We start from the raw sequence: 20,898 nt of genomic DNA on the forward strand, positions 1-20,898 counted from the left end.
GTGGCCACCGGCTCGCGCGTCGCCTGGGTGGTGGGCGGCGGCAGCGGGATCGGCGCCGGCGCGGCTCTCGCGCTGGCGGCATCCGGTCACACCGTGATCGTCTCCGGCCGTCGCGACGCCGAACTGCGTGACGTGGCCGCCGCGGGCGATCGCTCAGCGGGCGGCCGGATCATCGCCCTGCCCGTCGATGTCGCAGCCGCCGACGGGCCGGGCGCCCTCGCCGCCGCCCACGAGCAGATCGCCGCCGAGCACGGACCGGTGACCGCGCTCGTCTACTCGGCCGGCACCAACACGCCCCAGCGCTACTGGGCCGACACCAGCCCGGCGGACTTCGCCCGGGTTCTCGACGTCAACCTCACCGGGGCGATGCGCGCCATCCACACCGTGCTGCCCGGGATGCGCGCCGGCGGGAACGGCCTGGTGATCCTCGTCTCATCGTGGGCCGCGTGGCGTTTCGCGCCCACGGCGGGCGCCGCCTACTCCACCAGCAAGACCGGTCTGGGCGTGCTCACCGAAACGCTCAACGTTCAGGAACGCGACCACGGCATCCGCGCCACCCACCTGTGTCCGGGCGAGGTGCGCACGGAGATCCTCAAGACCAGGCCGGTCGTGCCCACGGATGCCGAACAGGCGCTGATGCTCTCCCCTGACGACATCGGTGATGTCGTGCGTTACCTGGCGGCGTTGCCCGCCCGGGTCTGCGTCAACGAACTCGTTATCACGCCGACCAGCAACACCTCGTACTCGGCCGCCCATGCGGCCGCGCAGCCCGCCACTGAGCCGGCCCCCAGCCCCGCCAACAGAAAGTGAACCCATGACACGCCGCGATATCCTCACCGCAGTGCCCGTTGCCTTCCACGAGGACGGCCGCCTCGACCTGGAAGGCTCCCGGGACATCCTCCGCTACGTCGCCGCCTCCGGCAACGAGGGCGCCTTCGTGCTCGGCACCACCGGCGAGTTCCCCTCCCTCAGCTTCGAGGAACGCGGGCAACTCACCGCCCTCAGCCTGGAGGAGCTGTCGCCGGTGATGCGCGTTGTGGTGCACGTGGGTGCGCCGAGCCTGTACGAGGTGCTGCGGCTCATCGGCCAGGCCCGCGACCTCGGCGCCACCGAGATCGCGGTTCTCACCCCGTATTACTTGCCCTCGACCGACGACGCCCTCCGGGAGTTCTTCACCGCCGTGGACGCGGCATCCGCCGGGCTGGCGGTCTACATCTACGTCTACCAGAAGCGCAGCGGCAACTTCGTGAGCGTTGATCTGATGGCCGAACTCGCCCAGCTGCCCAACATCGTGGGCGCCAAGGTGAGTGAGGAACCCCTCGCACTGATCGCGCAATACCGTGCGGTCGTGCCCGAGGGCTTCCTGCTCTACACCGGCGCCGACGCCGAACTCGCCGCGGCAGCAGACGCCGGCGCGCAGGGGGTCATCTCAGGAATCTCCTCGGTGCTCCCGAAACCGTTCCGCGCGCTGGCCGCGGCCGCCGATTCCGGCGACCCCGCCCGGCTCGCGGCGGCACAGGCGGATGTCGACACCGTGGTCTCAGCCATCGCCGGTGACATGGGCCGAATGAAGGCGGCCTACCGTCTGCTCGGGATCAATGGCGGCACCACCCGCATGGCCATCGCCCCGCCCAGCGCCGACGCGCTCGCGGAGATCGCCCGCGTCACTCCCCTCTTCAAGTAGGGCCGCCGAATCAACGCCGTCCGGAACCGGGGCGCCCTCACCATCCTCCGCGCGTCGGTGTGTGCCCCTGCCGGGCGTCGTCGGGCATCGCCATCTCGGCGCGCAACCCGAGGAGCCGGATGGGACGGCCCGGTTCGATCTCGGCGGCGAGGTCCACGGCCCGGGCGAGGATCTCGGCTCCGTCGGAGGTGGCGGGAATCCTCCGCGCCCGGGTCGTGGTGGCGAACGGCGCGTACCGGATCTTGAGGGTCAACCCGATGACGGGCCGCCCCTCGGCCACGACGTCCTCCAGCACCCGCTTGGTCAGTTCCCGCACGGCGTCGTCGACCTGGGCGGGCTCGGTCAGGTCCTGCTGGAAGGTGATCTCCCGGCTGTGCCCCCGGGCCACCCACGGGGTGTCGTCGACCACGCTAGCGCCGTCCCCGCGGCCGAGTTCGGCGTACCACGGCCCCATCTTGGGCCCGAACTCCGGCACCAGATCCGCCGGGTCGCACGCGGCAAGCTCGGCGACGGTGTGGATGCCCAGTTTGGCCAGCCGGCCCGACACCTTGGCTCCCACGCCCCACAGCTCGCGGGTCGGCCGATCGCCCATGACGTCGAGCCAGTTGTCCGCCGTGAGCCGGAACACTCCGGCCGGTTTGCCGAACCCGGTGGCGACCTTGGCGCGCACCAGGGTGTCGCCGATGCCCACACTGCAGTGCAACCGGGTTCGCTCCAAGACCGCGGCCTGCAGCTGCCGGGCATAGCCTTCCGGATCATCCGTGGTGATGCCGATGAAGGCTTCGTCCCAGCCCAACACCTGCACGGTGGCGCCCGGTTGCCCGCGCAGAGTTCCCATCACGGTCTCCGACGCCGCGAGGTACTCCTCCGCATCGACGGGCAGGATCACCGCGTCGGGCACCTTCCGGGCCGCGATGCGCAGCGGCATGCCGGACCCCACGCCGAACGCCCGGGCCTCGTACGACGCGGTCGACACGACCGCGCGTTCGGTGGGGTCACCCCGCCCGCCGACAATGATCGGCAAGCCGGCCAGCTCCGGGCGCCGCAGAACCTCGACCGCAGCGATGAACTGGTCGAGATCCACGTGCAGCACCCAAGGGATTCCGCTGACGCCACCAGTGTGCCCCGAACCCGACCGGGACGTCTCCGTCGACGCCGGCGGTGGGCGGGCTCAGCGAGCGCGGCCGTGCCGACGTCGAATCCGGCCCGAGGTCGAGCGACCTCACGCGAACGGTCCTGCAGGCGAGAAGGCGAACGCGGCGAAGCGCTCTCCAATGAGCTGGTGGGCCTCGGGCCCCGGGTGCAGGCCGTCGGGAAGCGGGAGGACGGCCGCATCCGTCGCGCCGAACAGCTCGGTGCCGTCGAGATAGTACAGGTTGGGGTCGGCGGAGCGTCGCTCGAGCAGGGTCTGCAGTGCATCCCTGATAACGGTGAGCGTCAGCCGCCCCTGCGACGTGTCATCCGGCGTTCCGGTGGCGACGAATCGGACCTTCCCTTCGGCCAACGCCGCCGGATCGAACGCCCCCGGTCCGGCCGCGTGCTCGTGGATACCGCAGAAGATCGGCGAGATGAGCACGAGTGGGGTCTCCGGATGCCCGTCCCGAATGGTGTCGAGGAAGCCGTGCACGGCGGGCACGAAGGCCCGGAGCCGCATTGCGTCCACATTCACGACGTTGATGCCGAGCTTCACGCTGATCACATCGGCCGGGGTGTCGCGCATGACGCGGGCGAGGAACGGGTCGACCATCGCGCTTCCGCCGAACCCGAGGTTGAGCAGTTCGACGCCACCGGCCCGCGCGGCGACCGCCGGCCAGATCTGGCTGGGCGCGGTCGCGTTCGAGCCGTGGCTGATGGAACTGCCGTGATGCATCCACACCGCGCCCGCCGGTGAGACGGGGAGAAGGGCCACATCGGAGTGGACGTGGATCAGCTCGACCGATTCGTTGTGCGGCAGCCAGACCTCGAACCGTTTTGTGCCCGAAGGCACGCCGCTCAGAGTGGTGGTGTGCGAGGGCCCGGCATGCAGGGCGGTCGCGCCGGTCTGGAGGTCGACCTCGAGGACGTCTCCCCCGGTCAACTCGTCGCTCACTGCTATTTCGCCGTCGATGAAGACATCGATGCGACCCCGCGGCCGGGACACTCCCCGGTATTGCGATCGGGTGGGGTGCACCACGACCTCCATGCGTTCGGCAGCCGAGTCGAAGACGAGGCGCACCCCGGAGGGCTGGCTCTCGACGGACAGCAACTGCGGGTCGGGAAACTGCTCCCGCACCCAGACCGGAAGCCGGTGTGGACGCATGCCCCTCTGTGTCGGTTCCAGTTCAGCGACGCCGTGGACCAACGGCAATGAGATCGGGGTGACGATCATGGCGATACCTCCAGATGAGTTGAGGGTTCGACCTGCAACGCCCGACCGAACACATCAAACTACACCCTATAGGTTTTTCCCAATGGTCTGTAGGCTTGACGCCGCGCCGAGGACGGCAGAGCTTCCGAGGTCTCCCTTCGGCAGCGCGGAGGTGGCAGCGACGGCCTCGGTCCAGGCCTCCGTGGTAGCGACCGCGGCGAAGTTCGAGTGCAACAGCGCCATGAGGGTCATGTGCACGGTCTTCGCATCGGCGAAGCCCGCTTCGTTGGCGATATTGATGGCTCCGGTCGCATCCGCGAGCACCTCGGCGGCGAGCCCGTGGGTCTCCGACTCGGCGGCCGACGCGAGAATGCAGTTATTCGTCATGTAGCCCACGAGGGTGATCGTGTCGATCTCGCGCTCTCGCAGCCAGTCGAGAAGATCTGTGCCGGCGAACACCGTGCCGAATTGCTTCGTCATAGACTTCCACTCGGGGCGCCGGCGGTTCTCGACGTCGGGATGCAACGCGAAGCCGTCCGTCGTCGGGTTGAAGACCGGTGCCGCGTCGCCAGAGCAATGCTGAATGACGGCGATCGGGATCCCCGCAGAGGTAGCCGTGTCGATGGCGGCGGTGATCCGTGGCAACGAGGCGGTGTGGGGCGGGTACTGGATCTCCAGCGGACCGCTGAAGTAGTCCTGCTGCACATCGACAAGAATCAGTGCACGACGGGGGCTGTTCATGGGTGAGTGACTCCTCAGGTTGGGGCTCTAACGGTTGTGCTTCCTCCATCGTCGCGAGCCCGACGAGCGCCCGCCATTGGCGTAAAAGACGCAATACGATGGATTCAGGCCAAACGGGTGGAGTTTTTGTGAAGATCGCCATTTACGCATTCGACGGCGTAACGATGTTCCACCTCTCGACGCCGCAGCTCGTGTTCGATGAAGTCACCCAGCTGGGTATCGCCCAGTGGACCACGGTCCTGTTCTCCGACCGCGCCGGCTCCATCCGCACCGCCGAGGGCTATCGGCTGAGCGGCATCAGCGGCGCGGCGGATGCGACGGACGCCGACGTCGTCGTCGTCCCGTCGTGGGCGGAAGACGGACGCACGCTGGGTCCGGCTCTTCGCACGGTGCTGCACGCCGCGCACGCCAGAGGAGCGGTGATTATCGGGCTCTGCCTGGGAGCGATCGCCGTGGCCGATGCCGGACTCCTCACCGGCCGTTCCGCAGCGACTCACTGGCACGCGGTGGAACGCCTCGCCGCGCGCCACCCCGACCTCACCGTCAACGCCTCGGCACTGTACGTCGACCTCGGTGATGTGCTCACCTCGGCCGGCACCGCCTCCGGCCTGGACGCCTGCCTCCACTTCATTCGCTCACGCCTCGGGGCCGATGCGGCCAACCGGGTGGCGCGCTCGTTGGTCGTTGCGCCTCACCGCGAAGGTGGGCAAGCCCAGTACATCGAACATCCCGTGTCAAACAATGGCACCAGCGATCCGATCGCACGGGCGACCGGGTGGGCGCTGACGCATCTCAACGGCGACCTCGGCGTCGACCGGCTCGCCGCTGCGGCCCACATGAGCCGGCGCACTTTTACTCGGTCATTCCGCGCACAAACCGGAGCCACGCCGGCCGCCTGGGTGCGCTCGCGCCGTTTGGACGAGGCGCGTCGACTGCTCGAAACGACCAGCCTGTCCATCGACCAGGTCTCGGACTCGTGCGGCTTTGGCAACCCGGTCACCCTCCGGCAGAGTTTCCTCGCGGCGTTCGGGTGCACGCCGTCCAACTACCGGCACCGATTCGACGCCCGCCGCTGATGCGCCCTTGACGGCCGCCTACTCCCCCGTCAGCCCCGCGTCGTGGACGGTACGGGCCACCTGCACGCGGTTCGTCACCTCGAGCTTGGCGAACACGTGGCCGACGTGAGTCTTGACCGTCGCCACGCCCATGAACAGTTGCGCGGCGATCTCCGCGTTCGACAGCCCGTGCCCGACCGAGACGGCCACCTCGCGTTCCCGCTCGGTCAGCCGCTCCAGCAGCAGACTCGCGCGCTGCCGCCGCCCGTCGCTGCCGCTGGTCACGGTGGCGATCAGCTGCGCCGTCACGCTCGGCGACAGCGTCGACTCCCCGGCAGCGACCCGGCGCACCGCGTCGACGATGTCGGCCGGCGGGGTGTCTTTCAGCAGGAACCCGACGGCGCCGTGCCGCAGGGCGGTGAGCACCAGCTCGTCGGTGTCGAAGGTCGTCAGCACGATCACCCGAGCGCGGTCGCCGCGCGCCGTCAGTGATCGGGTGGTCTCGAGTCCGTCCAGGCGGGGCATCCGGATGTCCATCAGCACGACGTGCGGGCCGACCCGGGCGATGAGGTCGAGGGCCTCCCGCCCATCGGCGGCTTCGCCGACGATCTCAATCGACGGGTCTCCGCCGAGGATCATGCGCAGGCCCGCCCGCACGAGGGCGTCGTCGTCGACGATCGCGACGCGGATGTTCACTGCCATGGCAGCCTCGCTGTCACGACGAAGCCGCCGTCGCTGTCGGTGCCGTGCGCGAGGCTGCCGCCGGCGAGCTGGGCCCGCTCGCGCAGACCGGTCAACCCCATGCCGCTACTCAGGCCCGGCCCAACCGTGCTGCCGCCGAGCGGGTTCCGCACCACGACGAGCAGCTCGCCGCCGTGCCGGTCGATCTCCAACGTGACGGGGGCGCCGGCCGCATGCTTGCGCGCGTTCGTGAGGGCCTCCTGGATGATGCGATACGCGGCGCGGGAGACCGACTCGGACAGCCCGTCGAACTCAGGCCGGCCACCCGTCGACGGGGAGGCGGCACGCTCACCGCCGCCGACCGGCGCCGCTCCGTCACCGAGACCGCTCGCATCCAGGGACACGCGCATGCCGCCCTCCCGGGAATCGGCCAGCAGAGCGGGCAGTTCGGCCAGAGTGGGCTGCGGAGGCTCGGCGAGGCCGGAACCGGCGGCGCCCTCCTCGTCGTCGCGGCTGCGCAGCACGCCGAGAATCTGCCGCAGTTCGGTCAGCGCCAGCTGGGCGTTGTTCTGGATGATCGTGGCCGCATCGACCGTTTCCTGCCGGGTCAGATCGGTGCGGTAGGTGAGCACGCCGGCGTGCAGGGACAGCAGTGAGATGTGGTGGGCCAGCACGTCGTGCATTTCCCGGGCGATGCGGGTGCGCTCGGACTCCCGCGCCGACTCCTCACGCAACGCCTGCTCGCGTTCGGCGTTCTCGGCCCGGTCGCGCAGCGAGGCGACAAGGTCGCGACGCGCTCCGATGTAGAACCCGGTGCTCGCGCAGATCGCGTAGATCGCGATGGCGAGCCCGCCGGATGCCCAACTGAGAGCGGAATCGACCGTCACACCCGGAATGCTCGATCGAAGCACCAACTCGTAGAACGCCGTGGCGGCGACCCAGACGAAGCCGACCGCCACCACCGGCTTCCAGCGCCGGCGGGTGCTCATCGACACGATGGCCAGGGCTGCCGCTCCTACCGCGAAGACCGACACGGCCGACAGGCTGGCGGTAAGCACCGCGGTCAGCACGGGCCGACGGCGGCGCAGCGACAGCAGGCAGATAGCGATCACGCCGAGCAGCAGGTCGAGGAGCACAAAGCCGCCGATGAGGGCGCTCGCCTCATCCGAGAGGGCGGTGGGATCCTGCCCGAGGAACTCCGCCAGGTTGACGAAGAGCACCAGCACGCCCACCGCTACCACGACGAGGTAGCGCCAGAGGCGCGACCAGAGCCGCAACCGGGGTGCCGGCATCGGCACGGCACGGTCGAGTGGGGTGGTGCTCAGTCGGGCGGTCACGTGTCCAGCGTAAACGGCGCGCTCTCAGCATCCATTCACCCTGTGGCCCTTCCGCCTCCGACTAAAGGTGGAGACGAATGAGACGGGAGCGCGATCCGCGCGGCACGGCCCGCCGCAACCATGGACCACATGATCACCGCAGAACACCTCACCAAGCGTTACCGCTCGCGGGTCGCCGTCGACGACGTGTCGTTCACCGCCTCGCCCGGACGCGTCACCGGGTTCCTCGGCCCCAACGGTGCCGGCAAATCCACCACTATGCGCATGCTGTGCGGCTTGGCCTCCCCCACCGCTGGCAGCAGCACCGTGCTCGGCGTGCCGTTCCGGGCCCTGGAAAATCCCGGCCGGCACGTGGGCGTGCTGCTCGACGCCGCCGCCCAGCACAACGGGCGCACGGGTCGGGAATCGCTCTCGATCTCCGCACAGCTGATGAACCTGCCCGCTCGCCGGGTGGAGGAGGTGCTCGAGCTCGTCGGCCTCACCCCGAGCGAGGGCGGCACCCGCATCCGCGGTTACTCCCTGGGCATGCGGCAACGGCTGGGACTGGCCGCCGCGCTGCTCGGCGACCCGCAGGTGCTCATCCTCGACGAACCCGCCAACGGCCTCGACCCGGCCGGTATCCGCTGGATGCGCGGCCTGCTCACCTCCTTTGCCGCCGCGGGCGGCACCGTGCTGCTGTCCTCCCACCTGCTGCTCGAGGTGGAGGCGGTGGCCGACGACCTTGTCATCATCGGCCAGGGTCACGTGCTCGCCCAGGGCAGCGCCGCCGAGCTGCTCGCGGTGCCGGGCACCCAGGTGCAGAGCCGCGACGACGCCCGCCTCGGCGCGGCCTTGATCGCCGCCGGGTTCGACGTGGCCACCACGGGCGCCGGCATCACCACCTCCGCGACGGTCGACGACGTCGGGCGAATCGCCCTCGGCTCGGCCATCGTCGTGACCGACCTCCGTCCGGCCGCGAACGCCGGGCTTGAGGAACTGTTCTTCACCATGACCGCCCAGCACGGGCGAGAGGATGTCTCCGCATGACCGCGTATCGCAGCACCCACCAAGCCGTAGGTTCCGTCATTGACGCGCCACCCTCGGGGCAGACGGCCGGACTCCGCCCCGCCTCCGGCGGCATCCCGTTTCTGCGGCTGTGCCGGGTGGAGCTGCGCAAACAGCTCGACACCCGGGCGGGTGTGTGGCTCCTCGTGGCGATCGCCCTGGTGAATTGCGGGTTCATCGTACTCACCCTGTTCACCGCGGATGCGGCGGCCCTCACCTGGACGATGCTCAGCCAGTCCGCCTCGCTCGGGCAGTTGCTGCTGCTGCCGCTGATCGGCGTGATGGCCGCCACGAGCGAGTGGTCGGCGCGCACCGCGCTGACGACGTTCACCCTCGAACCCCGGCGCACCCGGGTGAATCTGGCGAAGCTCGCCTCGGCGGGCGCATTGGGCCTCATCGTGATGGCGGTGACCTTCGCGGTCAGTGCCGTGCTCAACCTGGTGGGCATCGTTTGGCAGGGCGGCGACGGGTCGTGGGCGCTCGACTGGGGCGTCGTCGCCGGCAGCGGGCTCGCGCTCGTGTTGCTCGTCTGGCAGGGCGTCGCGTTCGGGCTCGCGTTCCTGAGCACGCCCGTGGCGATCGTGGCCTACCTCGCCCTGCCGACCGTGTGGACGGTGCTGACTCTCACGATCGAATCGCTGCGCGGTCCGGCGGAGTGGCTCGACGTGAATCAGACCCTGAGCGTGCTGATGATGGGCGCGATGACCGCGGATGATTGGCCCCGCCTGGCCGTATCCCTCTTGGTCTGGCTCGCGGTGCCGCTCGCATTCGGGCTATGGCGCACTGCCCGGCGGGAGCCATAGCCCGCGCGCTGCAGACTAGGTCGCTGAGACCGGCCGCGCTCTGGTTCTCAGTCGACCGAGAGGACGGCGCCGATACCGGGTTTTTGCTTCAAGAAACCAGAGGACGGATACTCTGATCACAGTCAAGGCCGGACGCTTCACGTAGGCGCCTCAGGCGGGCTTCATCTTCAACCGTCTTGCGACGGGTCCGGAGCTCGTATCCAAGATCCGAAACGATGCGGCGTGCCTCCGATGATGGATTGCCAGCGAGTTGGATCGCCGCGGTTGCAGCAAGAGCAGCAAGCATGTCTGAATCCGCGGCAGATTCGCTGCCACCCTTCTTAATGACGGAAACAACTTCCGCGTTCAGCTCGACGGCAGGCTCATACGGCAGGTTCGTACGGAAGCTGATCACTAGCTGACTTGCGAGTAGCAGAGGCGCGAGGATTGGCGCCAGGAACAGGAACCCAATCCGAGAGACGAAGTCGGCCACGATCCTCTGCGGAAAGTAATACTGGTACGAGTCGCTCGTACTCCCATTGCGCCTCTGCTTCGTCAGGCCAATTGAGAGGGCAATGCCAGCTGGCAGCGCGGATAGAAGCAGGACCCAGGCCACGGGCTGAACGCTCCCTTCGATCTCGGCCGCAACTGCGACCGACACCAGCGCGAGCGTGCGTAGTCCCGATAGGCGGTGACTCCGGACGGCCGTCACACTCGCAACAACCGCGATCACGATCAGGGGCATCGTCAGCCAGTTCCGGGTGGGGTCCGTGAGCCACCCCACCGTATCCAGGTACCAGCTCGGGGGTGCCACATCGAGTGTTTCCAAAAACTCGTTGATCCCGGTGAGTGGCCCTCTCAACGGTGTCGAAACCCATGACTCGGTCATTGTTGTCCAGAACCAGATGCTCAGCCACGAGATGACACTCCACTCAACCAGGGTGTCCCACCGCACACCGAATAACGCGTTGATCTCATCACGAAGCGAGCTCGCGTCGAGGGAGTGTTGGTTTGACATGTCCGCCCCATATCCGGGCACCCAAGCGGTGCCGCATCACCAAGCTAGGGGGCACCTCTGACAACGAGTCCGCCCACCCCGGTTCTGGGGCCGAGTTGATACCGTCATCATTCCGGTGATCAGCCAAGCTCGGACTATGGAGCTCCCTAGACACGGTGACCTCAAGCCAGGTCGTCCAGGTGGGATGCGACCGGAAGTAGGCACCAGATGTTCCACACCCACTCGCTAGGTTTCCGCACCGATCTCATGCTCTTGGCGCTGCAAGGCAGCACGATCACCCGGCAGGCAGACCATTTGGTCGTCCGCACGCCCGCGAACCCCGACTTTCACTGGGGAAACTTCCTGCTGTTCGACCGCCCGCCCGCTCCCGGTGTGGCCGCTGCCTGGCCTGCACAGTTCGGCCGCATGTTTCAGGGCTCATCGCATCTTTCGATCGGCGTCGACGGCACGGATGGCGCGGCGGGCGACACCGCGGACCTGGCCGCGGCGCACCTCGAGGTCACGAGGTCCGTCGTCCTGACGCTGTCCGAGGAAGCGCCGCTTAGACCGTGCAGGGCCACTCCAGATGCCATTTTCCGCCGGCTCGATGCGAACGACGACGGCGACTGGGCCCAGGCCGGGGCGCTCAGGCAATCCAACGCCGCCGACATCGCCGGGTACGCCGAGTTCACCGAGCAGAGACTCGGCTCGATGCGCGCACTGCAGCGGGCACATCACGGGTCCTGGTTCGGTGCCTTCCTCGATGGAGAAATGGTGTCGGGACTCGGGATCTTCAGCGACGGAAGCGGAACGGCACGCTATCAATCGGTCGATACCCACCCACGTTTCCGTCAGCGGGGATTTGCCGGCACGTTGGTCCACCTCGCCGGCCACTATGCCGTCGACCACCTGGCGGCGACGACCCTCGTCATCGTGGCCGACCCCGACGAGCCGGCCATCCGGCTCTATCGGGCCTTAGGCTTCGCGGACACCGAAATCCAAACCCAGTTGGAGCACGTCGCTCCCTGATAACGCCGACCGGCTGCACGGTGCTCCCGGCTCCGACCGACTGCGCCGCTACTACTCGGTTGGTCACCCCTGTTCTCGAGCCGCTGCCCGTCGCACTGACAGAACTAGGGCGCCTCGCCACCGTGAATCGGGCCCGACAGACACACCTAGCGGCACCGCCTCGGTCTGATGTACGTTCGGGCCATGAACGGGCAGACACGCAAACCGTCTGCATCGGTGTCGTCGTACTACAGACTCCTGGGCGGCGGTGTGCGCTGATGGCCCTCGACCTGCTGCCGGGCGAAGTCCTCCTGGGGACAAGCAAAGCCAACGCAGTGATCGTGCCGACGGACTACGGCCTCTCTGAGTTCGCTACCGGACAGCTCTTGGGGCTGATCGGGATGGCGAACAGGGAAGCCATCGGCGGGCATTTGCACATCACCACGGCTCGGATAGCCTTCCAACCACACTCGTTGAACCGGTTGAAGGGGATCCTGTCGATACCGATTCCCGCCATTGTGTCAGCGACAAAGTACCGCTCTGGCCTTGCTGTGGGAATTCAGGTGGAGACGGCGCGCGCGCGGTTGCAGTTCGTGAACTGGTCGGGCGATAAGGCACTGGCGGCGATCGCGATCGCTCAGCGCGACTACGGACCCTTGGAACGGTCCACATTCTCCGCCGTGTCCAGCGCCCTTGAGGACATGAGCATTCGCCCCAGCGCTGAGGTTGCGAACCTGCTCGTCACACTGGGGATCGTCTTGACGGACGCGGTGCCGACTTGGCTTGAAGCCCTCAGCCTTATCGAGTGGCGTACCGCCGCTGACGTTCCCATTCGACCGGCTAACCCCGACACGAGCGACAGAGCCTAACCGGCCCCATAGGTGACGCGTCGCCGACCACCCTTGCGCCTGGTCACCGGCGTAGGCTGCCCCTCAGGACTCGGACGGCTCCATGGGCAGTTCGGCCCCGTAGTTCCACGACAGGATGGCCGGCTGCTCGCGGTAGTAGCTGAGCACGGAGACCGATCCGGCATCCAGGGTGATTTGAGCGCCGAAGCGCGGGGCCAGCCTCAGGTACACGGCCGTCAGGATACGCAGGAAGTGGCCGTGCGCGATCAGGGCGACATCTCCCTTCTCCATCGCCGGCAGCACCCGGGTGAGCACACGGGATGCGCGGGCGGCGACCTCTTCCACGGTCTCGCCTGGGGTCTCGCCGCGAATCACGCCGTGGGTGAATGCGCTCCAGTTGTAGCCGAGTTCCTTGCGGATCTCACGGGTTGTACGCCCCTCGTACCCGCCGTAGTCCCACTCGACGAGAAACGGATCGACCTCGGCGTCCAGGCCGGCGAGTTCAGCAGTCTGACGCGCGCGCTGCAGCGGCGAGGTCAGCACAAGCGTGAAATCGTAATCGGCCACCAACTTGCCCGCTCCGCGAGCGAGGTCTTCTCCCCTGGCAGTGAGTGGAACATCGGTGAGCCCCGTGTGCTTGCCGCTCTTCGACCACTCCGTCTCCCCGTGACGCAGAAGAATCAGCTTCCCGGAGGGGTTATCCGGGGCGGGGCGGTTGGGCAGCGGATCGTTTGTGAGCATACGGCAACAGTAGTATCGCGCCCCCAATTCGAGGGAGCGTCCAGCGTGGCGAAAATGGCAACGGGCCGTGACCTCGTCGAGTGGACAGCACCGGTCAGCGTGCGGTGGGCTTCCCGTCTGCGGCCCACGCCACGCCCAAGGCGAACAAGGTCGACACACCGTATTGCTCCATCGCCGCCGCGATGCGGCGCCGACCCGTACGCGGATTGATCCCGAGCCTGCGGGATGCCGCGTCGAGGGTGACGCCCTGCTTCATCAGCACCAGAAGCGGTGCCCATGGCTGTTCGACACCGATGATCGGCTCGCCGCGACGCCAGAGCTCGCGGAACAGGCTTCGCCCCAGCTCGGCGAGGGCGGCGCTCCGAACACCGACGACACTGGTCGGCCATCCCTCGCCCCATTCGATCGGTAAGGCCAGCACCTCACCGTCGATCCAGAACCAACTGGGAAGGTCGTCGAGCAGGCGGAACTCCACCCCGACGGCCGCGTAACGCGCGGCTATCGCCACGAGCCGGTCGTCCTCCGCCAACGAACGCGGCACCAGGGCTCGCACCGATCGCATGCCGGCGAATACCTCGGCGAATCGGCCGGCGCGCGCGGGGTCGCTCTGCAAGTAGCGTGCGAGATCGGGAAGCACCGCCCAGGCTGTGTCGCTCTCGTCCCGCGCGATGTCGTACCAGAGGTCTTCTGCCGCCTGCGGCCCGTGGCGCACGAAAATGGGGACGAGATCACCAGATGCCTCGCCCACAGCCCAGTGCCGCAACAGAGGCGGCAGGTCGGCAACGAGCATCTCGATTCTCGAGGCGGCTTCGCTCGCCGTCTGCCGCAGCGCACGCACTTCGCGCTGCACCACGTCGGCCGTCCACAGTGCCGGCGTCGCATACGCGATCGTGCCATCGTGCACCGAGATCGCACCGTCCCGCGCGAGACGCGCAACGGCCTCGGCGACCTCGCCCGCATCCGTGTGCGCCGTGATGGCCAGCGCCGCCACGGTCTCCGGGCGGCTGCGGTAGATCAATTCGAGAAGTGCCCTATCGTCCATGTTCGCCTCCGAGCGCGCGTCAGCACCATGATGGCGCAGGTGACCGCATCCGGACGCCCTCTAGCGGCCATGCCCGCAAGCGGAGGTTGGTTGTCCGCTTGTGTCCATGCACACTGCTCCTTATCGAGACCGAAGTTCACAAACGACGGGAGCCAACAACATGAATGGCATGAGCAGCAGCAAGGGCCGTGTACGCGTTGTCGCCGTGTCAATGGCGGCAGCACTCACGCTGGGAATCACGGCGTGCACCGCGGCTGCGACCGCTGACCCGTCGTCCTCCACCGGTCTCGCTGTCGCGCTCGGCGAGGCGCCCAACCAGGACGTCGTCGATCTCTACACGGATCGCGATACGGCCGTGTCCGCCGCCGTCGATGCGCTCCCCCAGTTCGTCGAGAAGGCGCTCGACCAAACCGGGGTGCCCGGCGCGCAAGTCGCGGTCGTCTCGAACGGACAGGTCGTGTTCGACGAGGGATACGGCGTGCGGGACGTGACGACGCAGGAGCCCGTCGACGTCGACACAGTGTTTCAGATCGCCTCGTTGTCCAAGCCACTCTCGTCGAGCATTGTGGCCAAAGCGATCACCGACGACCCCGATCTGTCCTGGGACGATCCGGTCGTCGCCTACCTCCCCGACTTCACGCTGCGCGACCCGTACGTGACCGAGCACGGCAAGATCGCCGACTTCTTCTCGCACCGCACCGGCATCCCCACCGGTGCCGGCGATGACCTCGAGGACATCGGCTTCGATGCCGACTACATCCTGGCTCACCTCGACCAGGTACCTCTGGCGTCGTTCCGCGACACCTACCAGTACTCCAACTTCGGGCTGACGGTGGGCGGCGAGGCCGTCGCGGCGTCGCGCGGGCAAACGTGGGCGCAGACCGCCCAGGAGCTGCTGTTCGAACCGCTCGGCATGACGTCGACAACCACCCTCCATGAGGACTACCTCGCCGCCGACGATCGCGCGGCCATGCACGCGCGCACCGGCGACGGCCGGTACGAGCAGTTGTTCGACCGTGACGCGGATGCCGAGGCTCCGGCCGGTGGCGTCGCCTCGACCGCCGGCGACATTGCGAAGTGGATGACCATGGTGCTGGCAGACGGCGAGGTCGACGGCGCCCAATTCATCGATCCGCTCGTGCTCGCACAGACCTATTCCGCCCATTCGATCACCGGCGGCGACGCCAAGAACCTGACCTCACGCACCTCGCACTACGGGTTCGGCACGAACGTCGGCGCCACCGTGACCGGCCGCGTCAACATCAACCACTCGGGCGCATTCGGATGGGGTGCCGCCACCAACGCCACGATGATCCCCGACCTGAACCTGGGGATCGTCGTGCTCACCAACGGAGCACCCTCCGGAGTGCCAGAAGCAATCGTCGCGGAGTTCGTCGACCTCGTCCAGTTCGGTGCGGAGACGCGCCCCTGGTTGGACCTGTGGCCGGCCAGGTTCGCAGAATTCTCCGATCCGGCGGGCGACCTCGTCGGCGAGGAGCCACCGACGGATGCCGCGCCGACAGGCCCGGCCGGGGACTACGTCGGCACGTACACGAGCCCTTATTTCGGCGACTTCACCGTGAGCGAGCAGAACGGTATCCTGACCGGCGCCCTCGGCCCCGACGGCGGCTACACGTTCGAGCTCGATCCGTGGGACGGCGACACACTGTCCTTCGTGCCGACCGGTGAGAATGCGCTCCCCGGCTCGCTCTCCTCAGCGGTCTTCGTCCGCGAGGGCGAGCAGATCACCGGCGTCACCCTGACCTACTTCAACACGTTTCCCGCGCCCGACCAGGAGCCGAACGGGCTCGGCGTCTTCACCCGCGTCGGCTGACCTTCAGGCAAGAACCCAGTCGCCGGGGTGGGTCAGGGAGACACCCCGGCGACCATGGTCATGACGTCATCGATGACGCCCGTCATCGATCGGGCTTCGTCGTTGACGGCCCATTGGTCGAGAGCCACCTGGAAGACGAGGATGCCCAGCTCCGCAACGACGGTGGCCCTGAGGGGTGCCTCGCCGCGTGCGATGAAGGCGGCGCGAGCGGCACGGACGAGGTCGTCGCGTTTACGGGCATCACGGTCGCGGAGCGAGTCGTTCGAGTGGATGATTGCGCGCACCATCGCGGTCTGCTTCCGATGCTCCTCGAACTGTTCGGTTGCGACCCGATGCAACACGAGTCGGATGACGTCCATGGGCTCCAGGCCCTCGGGCGCCTCAGCGATCAGCCGGGCGGCGCGGCGCGGGATCTCGTCGCCGCCGAAGATCACTTCTCGTTTGTCGGCGAAATAGCGAAAGAACGTCCTCGTCGTCAGTCCCGCCCGGGCGGTGATCTGGGGAACCGTCGTCGCCGAATAGCCCTGCTCGGAGAACAGCTCAAGCGCCGCTCCTTGGAGACGGCCGCGTGCGTCTGGTGCCCATCGCATAAAACGAGTGTACGTGATGACATGACGTGTAATGACCCATATGATGACACGAGATGTCATTAATCACGAGGAGCCACCCATGTCACCGGTAGACAGTCACCCTACAGATTCCGCGGCAGCCGCCGGCCCTGCGCCCGTGAGTAGAACCAACGCGAGATCAGCGAACGAAGCGCTTTGGCTTCTCGACACGGGAGGACGTTTTGAGGTTCGACCGTCCACCCTCCCCACGCCGGGGCCAGGTGAGGTCGTCGTGCGAGTTCGGGCGGTAGCGGTGAACCCCGTGGACGCGATCACCGGGCCATTCCGTCGCCTCGTTACGCCCTGGGTGCGGCATCCCACCGTCCTGGGCAGCGATGTGGCCGGTGAGATCGCCGCGGTTGGCGGCGGCAGCACACGATTCCGGGTGGGAGAGAGGGTCGTCGGCTACGCGGCCGGGCAAGAGCGGCTGCGCAATAATTCCGAAGAGGGTGGCTTCCAGCGCTACGTCACGGTTCTCGAGCGCGTCTGCGCCGAACTGCCCGACACCGTGACGTTCGAGCAGGCGGCAGTTCTGCCGCTCGGGGTGTCGACCGCGTCCGCAGGCCTGTACGAGAAGGACCAGCTAGCTCTGCCGCTTCCGACCTCCGCGCCGTCGGCTCGTGGAGACGTCGTCCTGGTGTGGGGTGCCTCGACGAGTGTCGGCAGCAACGCCGTGCAGCTCGCGCGAGCCAGCGGCTACACGGTGATCGCCACAGCCGGGCGACGAAACCACGACTTCGTGCGGTCTTTGGGAGCGGAAGCGGTCTTCGACTACCGTGATCCCGAGGTCGACCGGCTGATCGTGGACGCGATCGGGCATCGCCACCTGGCCGGCACGATGGCGATCGGAGGAGGCGCGCTCACCCACGCTTTGCGCATCGCGGGCCGCACCACCGGCACCAAGAACATAGCGTCCGCCTATCCCGACCCGCTCACCCGCTTGCGGTCACTCCTCGCACGTGTGCGCGGCATCCGGGTGACGAGCATCTGGGGAGGCACTCCCGTGCAGTCCCCTGTCGGTCCCGCCATCTTCCGGGACTTCCTTCCGGTCGCACTCCGCAGCGGAGCGTTCCGGCCGGCACCCGCTCCGAAAATCGTCGGGGTCGGCCTCGAGCAGGTGCCGCGAGCGCTGGCGGCTCTCCGCAAGGGCATCTCGGCGACCAAGCTCGTTGTCACCATCCCCGCAGAGGACATCACCCCGTGAGCATCCGACAGACGTTCCTCGTGTTCGGCGCAACCGGACAGACCGGCAAGCACTTCCTGTCGCTGGCCCTGAACGACGGACACCGAGTCCGGGTTCTCGCCCGAAACCCCGCCAAGCTCGACGGCGCCATCCCCAACCTCGAGATCTACCAGGGGTCGATCACCGACTCCCCCGATCTCGACCGGCTCGTCGAGGGCGCCGATGTTGTGGTGTCGCTGCTGGGTGATGCCCAGGCGCAGAGGACCCAGAAGATCAACACAACCTTCGTGCGCGACCTGGTGCCCGCCATGCGCCGCCACGGCGTCAGCCGCTTTCTCTACCAGGCGGGCGGACTCAGCGCACCTCCGAACCGGAAGCTGTCGCCGGCGTTGTGGCTGATCAGAAACACGATCGCGCGCGGGTACAGCGGTCAGCACAAAGACAATGAAGCGGTCATGCGCTATCTGACCGACGAAGCCATGGACATCGAATGGATGGTCCACCGGGCCGGAATCGGCTCGGACGGACCGTCACGAGGCGATCTCGAGCGATCCCGTCGCAGGGTGAGTATCGCGACCTTCCGAGACTGCGCAGCCCACAACTACCGACTCCTGTCGGATCCGACCGCCATTCACACCTGCGACCTCAGCAGCTACCGGAAATAGTCCGGACCCGCGCGGCGCCGGAGATCCTTCCTCGATCGAAATATGAGGTCCATACTGTCGGTATCTCAGCCGCGCGAGAACCGAGGAGGATCCGATGGAGAAGCCAACCGCCCCACTCTCATACGGCGAACTACGCCACTTGGACGGTTTGATCGGTTTGCTGCAGGAACAAGGCCTCACGCTGGGAGACAGCGTCAAAGCCCAGAGCGACGTCTGTTGCTGCGGGGCGATCACCTGCGAGGCAAAGGGGAAGCTGGTGTTCAACGAGCACGACCGCGAGATCATTCGTGAGATCGTCCGTCTGGAGCACGAGCTCGATGCTTCGCCGACACTCGGTGAGCTGATCGAGATCAGAGGGCAGCTTCTACACGAGCGCACTCAATAAAGGTCGAGTCCCGTGTGGGAGAGCATCGTCGCCGCTGTCTTCGTGGCGATTCTGACTGGCAGCGCCCTCAACCAGCTTGACTGGCCGCGCTGGGAGAAGACCGTAGCAAAGTACGACCCCCTGATGTTCCTGCCGTACTGGGGCTTCTTCGCGCCAGACCCGGGCTTTGCGGGCAACCACGTGGTCTACCGGGACCGCGTTGCCGATGACTGGGGAGCCTGGGTGGAGGTTCCCATCCCCCGAGGACACGGCTGGAGTGCATCTGGAACCCCGGTCGCTTCGAGCGAAAGGCCCTGCTCGACCTGATGAACGGATTCGCGAAGACGAAGGATTCGTATCAGGAGGTGGGAGCCGTCCAACTGTCGTTGGCCTACCTGGCGATGCTCACCTGGGTCATGGCGCAGCCACGCGCCGATACGACGGCGACCGCCCGCCAGTTCACGGTTGTCATGACAGAGGGTCACGGCTCGGCACGCGAGCTCACGGTAGCGGTGCTCTCGAATGAGCATCCCCTCGATTAGCGCCGCATTCGCCCTCGATTTCGCGATTCGGATAGCGGCCATCGGTTTCTGCATCTCTGCGGCGGAGCAACTCGCTATCAGGCGCGTCGCATTCGGCGCAGCCGGGCCCTTCTCTGAAGCCCTGGCACGCGTGTACAAGCGAGGCATCGAAAGGCACGTCCTCCTTCGGCGGGCATTTCCCATCGCGTTGTGGACGAACCTGGCCAGCGGGGCGCTCCTCGTACTATTTGGTGCCTACGCCCCCGTCGCGGTTCCAGCACTCCTGGTCGGGCTATCGGGGCAGGCTGTGGTGCGGCAGCGCCGCGTGCTCGCCAGCGACGGGGCTGAACAGATGACCACGTTGGTCCTGTTCGCCGCCCTCGTGGGACTTGTCGCTCCGGACCACGACGTGACCGTGGTGTTCGCGGTCTGGTTCATCGCCGCCCAATCAACCCTCGCCTACACGGCGGCAGGCCTGACCAAGGTTTTCTCACCGGCCTGGCGAAGTGGTCAGGCGATGCCGATCATCATGGGTTCCGAGGCGCACGGTCGCGCCTTCGCATCCCATGTGCTGAATAGGAGTGTCTGGATCGGAAGAGCGGCATCGTGGAGCGTCGTCGCGTTCGAGTGCACCTTCTGGGTCGCCCTTGTCGCCGCGCCCCCAGTCACAATCGCGTATCTGGCGCTGGGGCTGGCCTTCCATGTCGCGTGTGCGTGTGTGATGGGGCTGAACACCTTTGTCTGGGCGTTTCCGGCGGCGTACCTGTGCGTGCTCTACGCCGCTCAGCAGCTGGCGGCGTGAGAGCGCGCCATCACGAACGCCTGGACAGCAACGCCACCGCATCCACTCTCGAGTCGGGTGAGACCACCGTCTTCCGTTTCACCCTCGAATCGGTGGGGGCCGGCACCCAGCTCACGGTCGTCGAATCGTTTCGACGCCCTCCGCGACCCGTCTGCGGGCATGGAGAGCAACCGCGGTGGCTGGGACTTCGAGCTTGATGAACTGGTTGCCTACCTCGAAGGATCAGAGTGACCACACTCTTGTTCCCGTCTTCGCCGCCCTCGGCGATGGCATGCGCTGGAGCATCCTGGCAGCACTCGGCGGGGCGGATGCGTCGGCGTCCGCCCTCGCCGAGATCCTCCCCGTCTCACGCCAGGCGATCGCCAAGCACCTGGCCGTGCTGCAGGACGTCGGACTGGTGGAGCCCGTGCGAGTGGGCCGCGAAGTCCAGTACCGTGTGCTGGGCAGCCAGCTCACGGAGATCGCTCGGCAGCTCGACCTGATCGGGGCGCAGTGGGACCGCCGGCTGGCCACGATCAAGCAGATCGCGGAGGAGCTGCAGGCGCAGTGACGCACTCGCTCACCGGATGCGAAACCGGGCCGCCATCGACGATGACCCACTCTCCCTGTTTCGC

The 20,898-nt window shown here is 67.4% G+C and carries 24 protein-coding genes; 15 read left to right on the forward strand and 9 right to left on the reverse strand.

Going from position 1 to position 20,898, the window contains the following annotated elements:
* Positions 1-810, forward strand: coding sequence for an SDR family oxidoreductase (locus tag DOE79_RS03970; RefSeq protein WP_245977103.1), 810 nt, complete (start codon positions 1-3; stop codon positions 808-810).
* A 4-nt stretch (positions 811-814) separates the two neighbouring features.
* Positions 815-1,684: a dihydrodipicolinate synthase family protein gene (locus DOE79_RS03975; RefSeq protein WP_120337386.1), complete on the forward strand. Its 870-nt coding sequence runs from the start codon at positions 815-817 to the stop codon at positions 1,682-1,684.
* A 37-nt stretch (positions 1,685-1,721) separates the two neighbouring features.
* Here DOE79_RS03975 and DOE79_RS03980 read toward each other — a convergent pair whose 3' ends face one another.
* From DOE79_RS03980 to DOE79_RS03990, 3 genes are all read right to left on the reverse strand, one after another.
* On the reverse strand, positions 1,722-2,777 hold the full coding sequence (locus DOE79_RS03980) for a DNA polymerase IV (protein WP_120337387.1): 1,056 nt from the start codon (positions 2,775-2,777) through the stop codon (positions 1,722-1,724).
* 129 nt (positions 2,778-2,906) lie between these two features.
* On the reverse strand, positions 2,907-3,983 hold the full coding sequence (locus DOE79_RS03985) for an SGNH/GDSL hydrolase family protein (RefSeq protein WP_245977104.1): 1,077 nt from the start codon (positions 3,981-3,983) through the stop codon (positions 2,907-2,909).
* Between the two features lie 135 nt (positions 3,984-4,118).
* Positions 4,119-4,772: an isochorismatase family protein gene (locus DOE79_RS03990; RefSeq protein ID WP_120337389.1), complete on the reverse strand. Its 654-nt coding sequence runs from the start codon at positions 4,770-4,772 to the stop codon at positions 4,119-4,121.
* 128 nt (positions 4,773-4,900) lie between these two features.
* On the opposite strand from DOE79_RS03990, the gene DOE79_RS03995 reads away from it, so the two are divergent.
* Entirely contained in the window at positions 4,901-5,848 is a 948-nt protein-coding gene (locus DOE79_RS03995; protein ID WP_181445856.1) for a GlxA family transcriptional regulator, read from the forward strand.
* A gap of 18 nt (positions 5,849-5,866) precedes the next feature.
* Here the strand turns inward: DOE79_RS03995 and DOE79_RS04000 are convergent, their stop codons facing one another.
* Together DOE79_RS04000 and DOE79_RS04005 are read right to left on the reverse strand one after the other, a co-directional pair.
* Positions 5,867-6,529, reverse strand: a complete 663-nt coding sequence (locus DOE79_RS04000) for a response regulator (protein WP_120337391.1) — start codon at positions 6,527-6,529, stop codon at positions 5,867-5,869.
* A complete protein-coding gene (locus tag DOE79_RS04005) occupies positions 6,520-7,845 on the reverse strand; it encodes a sensor histidine kinase (RefSeq protein WP_245977105.1) in 1,326 nt (441 codons plus the stop codon). Before DOE79_RS04005 ends, DOE79_RS04000 begins: the two co-directional genes overlap by 10 nt.
* A 129-nt stretch (positions 7,846-7,974) precedes the next feature.
* On the opposite strand from DOE79_RS04005, the gene DOE79_RS04010 reads away from it, so the two are divergent.
* Both DOE79_RS04010 and DOE79_RS04015 read left to right on the forward strand, forming a co-directional pair.
* Complete coding sequence (locus DOE79_RS04010) at positions 7,975-8,871, forward strand: ABC transporter ATP-binding protein (protein WP_181445857.1); 897 nt, start codon at positions 7,975-7,977, stop codon at positions 8,869-8,871.
* Positions 8,868-9,692 (forward strand): ABC transporter permease, encoded by an 825-nt coding sequence (locus tag DOE79_RS04015; RefSeq protein ID WP_120337393.1) that lies wholly within the window; start codon positions 8,868-8,870, stop codon positions 9,690-9,692. Before DOE79_RS04010 ends, DOE79_RS04015 begins: the two co-directional genes overlap by 4 nt.
* Positions 9,693-9,780: 88 nt before the next feature.
* Here DOE79_RS04015 and DOE79_RS04020 read toward each other — a convergent pair whose 3' ends face one another.
* Positions 9,781-10,689: a hypothetical protein gene (locus tag DOE79_RS04020; RefSeq protein ID WP_120337394.1), complete on the reverse strand. Its 909-nt coding sequence runs from the start codon at positions 10,687-10,689 to the stop codon at positions 9,781-9,783.
* Between the two features lie 207 nt (positions 10,690-10,896).
* Here DOE79_RS04020 and DOE79_RS04025 point away from each other — a divergent pair, with 207 nt between their 5' ends.
* Positions 10,897-11,697, forward strand: a complete 801-nt coding sequence (locus DOE79_RS04025) for a GNAT family N-acetyltransferase (RefSeq protein WP_120337395.1) — start codon at positions 10,897-10,899, stop codon at positions 11,695-11,697.
* A 257-nt stretch (positions 11,698-11,954) separates the two neighbouring features.
* The gene (locus tag DOE79_RS04030) at positions 11,955-12,545 is read left to right on the forward strand and encodes a hypothetical protein (RefSeq protein WP_120337396.1); all 591 of its coding nucleotides are present in this window, start codon (positions 11,955-11,957) and stop codon (positions 12,543-12,545) included.
* 63 nt (positions 12,546-12,608) lie between these two features.
* On the opposite strand, the gene DOE79_RS04035 is transcribed toward DOE79_RS04030, so the two are convergent.
* Together DOE79_RS04035 and DOE79_RS04040 are read right to left on the reverse strand one after the other, a co-directional pair.
* Positions 12,609-13,265 carry a histidine phosphatase family protein gene (locus DOE79_RS04035; protein WP_120337397.1) on the reverse strand — a complete coding sequence of 219 codons (657 nt, stop codon included), beginning with the start codon at positions 13,263-13,265 and terminating at the stop codon, positions 12,609-12,611.
* Between the two features lie 94 nt (positions 13,266-13,359).
* Positions 13,360-14,307 (reverse strand): hypothetical protein, encoded by a 948-nt coding sequence (locus tag DOE79_RS04040; RefSeq protein WP_120337398.1) that lies wholly within the window; start codon positions 14,305-14,307, stop codon positions 13,360-13,362.
* Between the two features lie 169 nt (positions 14,308-14,476).
* On the opposite strand from DOE79_RS04040, the gene DOE79_RS04045 reads away from it, so the two are divergent.
* Positions 14,477-16,141 carry a serine hydrolase gene (locus tag DOE79_RS04045; protein ID WP_245977106.1) on the forward strand — a complete coding sequence of 555 codons (1,665 nt, stop codon included), beginning with the start codon at positions 14,477-14,479 and terminating at the stop codon, positions 16,139-16,141.
* 32 nt (positions 16,142-16,173) lie between these two features.
* Here the strand turns inward: DOE79_RS04045 and DOE79_RS04050 are convergent, their stop codons facing one another.
* Positions 16,174-16,731, reverse strand: a complete 558-nt coding sequence (locus DOE79_RS04050; protein ID WP_162942592.1) for a TetR family transcriptional regulator — start codon at positions 16,729-16,731, stop codon at positions 16,174-16,176.
* A 280-nt stretch (positions 16,732-17,011) separates the two neighbouring features.
* Here DOE79_RS04050 and DOE79_RS04055 point away from each other — a divergent pair, with 280 nt between their 5' ends.
* From DOE79_RS04055 to DOE79_RS04085, 7 genes are all read left to right on the forward strand, one after another.
* Complete coding sequence (locus DOE79_RS04055) at positions 17,012-17,953, forward strand: zinc-binding alcohol dehydrogenase family protein (protein WP_245977107.1); 942 nt, start codon at positions 17,012-17,014, stop codon at positions 17,951-17,953.
* Positions 17,950-18,597, forward strand: a complete 648-nt coding sequence (locus DOE79_RS04060) for an NAD(P)-dependent oxidoreductase (RefSeq protein ID WP_120337402.1) — start codon at positions 17,950-17,952, stop codon at positions 18,595-18,597. The genes DOE79_RS04055 and DOE79_RS04060 overlap by 4 nt, the downstream gene beginning before the upstream one ends.
* A 94-nt stretch (positions 18,598-18,691) precedes the next feature.
* Complete coding sequence (locus DOE79_RS04065) at positions 18,692-18,982, forward strand: HAD family hydrolase (RefSeq protein WP_120337403.1); 291 nt, start codon at positions 18,692-18,694, stop codon at positions 18,980-18,982.
* 12 nt (positions 18,983-18,994) lie between these two features.
* On the forward strand, positions 18,995-19,288 hold the full coding sequence (locus tag DOE79_RS04070; RefSeq protein ID WP_120337404.1) for a hypothetical protein: 294 nt from the start codon (positions 18,995-18,997) through the stop codon (positions 19,286-19,288).
* Positions 19,288-19,503, forward strand: coding sequence for a hypothetical protein (locus DOE79_RS04075; protein WP_120337405.1), 216 nt, complete (start codon positions 19,288-19,290; stop codon positions 19,501-19,503). The genes DOE79_RS04070 and DOE79_RS04075 overlap by 1 nt, the downstream gene beginning before the upstream one ends.
* A complete protein-coding gene (locus DOE79_RS04080) occupies positions 19,484-20,284 on the forward strand; it encodes a hypothetical protein (RefSeq protein ID WP_120337406.1) in 801 nt (266 codons plus the stop codon). Before DOE79_RS04075 ends, DOE79_RS04080 begins: the two co-directional genes overlap by 20 nt.
* Before the next feature lie 196 nt (positions 20,285-20,480).
* Complete coding sequence (locus DOE79_RS04085) at positions 20,481-20,834, forward strand: ArsR/SmtB family transcription factor (protein WP_120337407.1); 354 nt, start codon at positions 20,481-20,483, stop codon at positions 20,832-20,834.
* Positions 20,835-20,898: the final 64 nt, after the last annotated feature.

This window comes from Cryobacterium soli (genome assembly GCF_003611035.1).
Classification (GTDB): domain Bacteria; phylum Actinomycetota; class Actinomycetes; order Actinomycetales; family Microbacteriaceae; genus Cryobacterium; species Cryobacterium soli.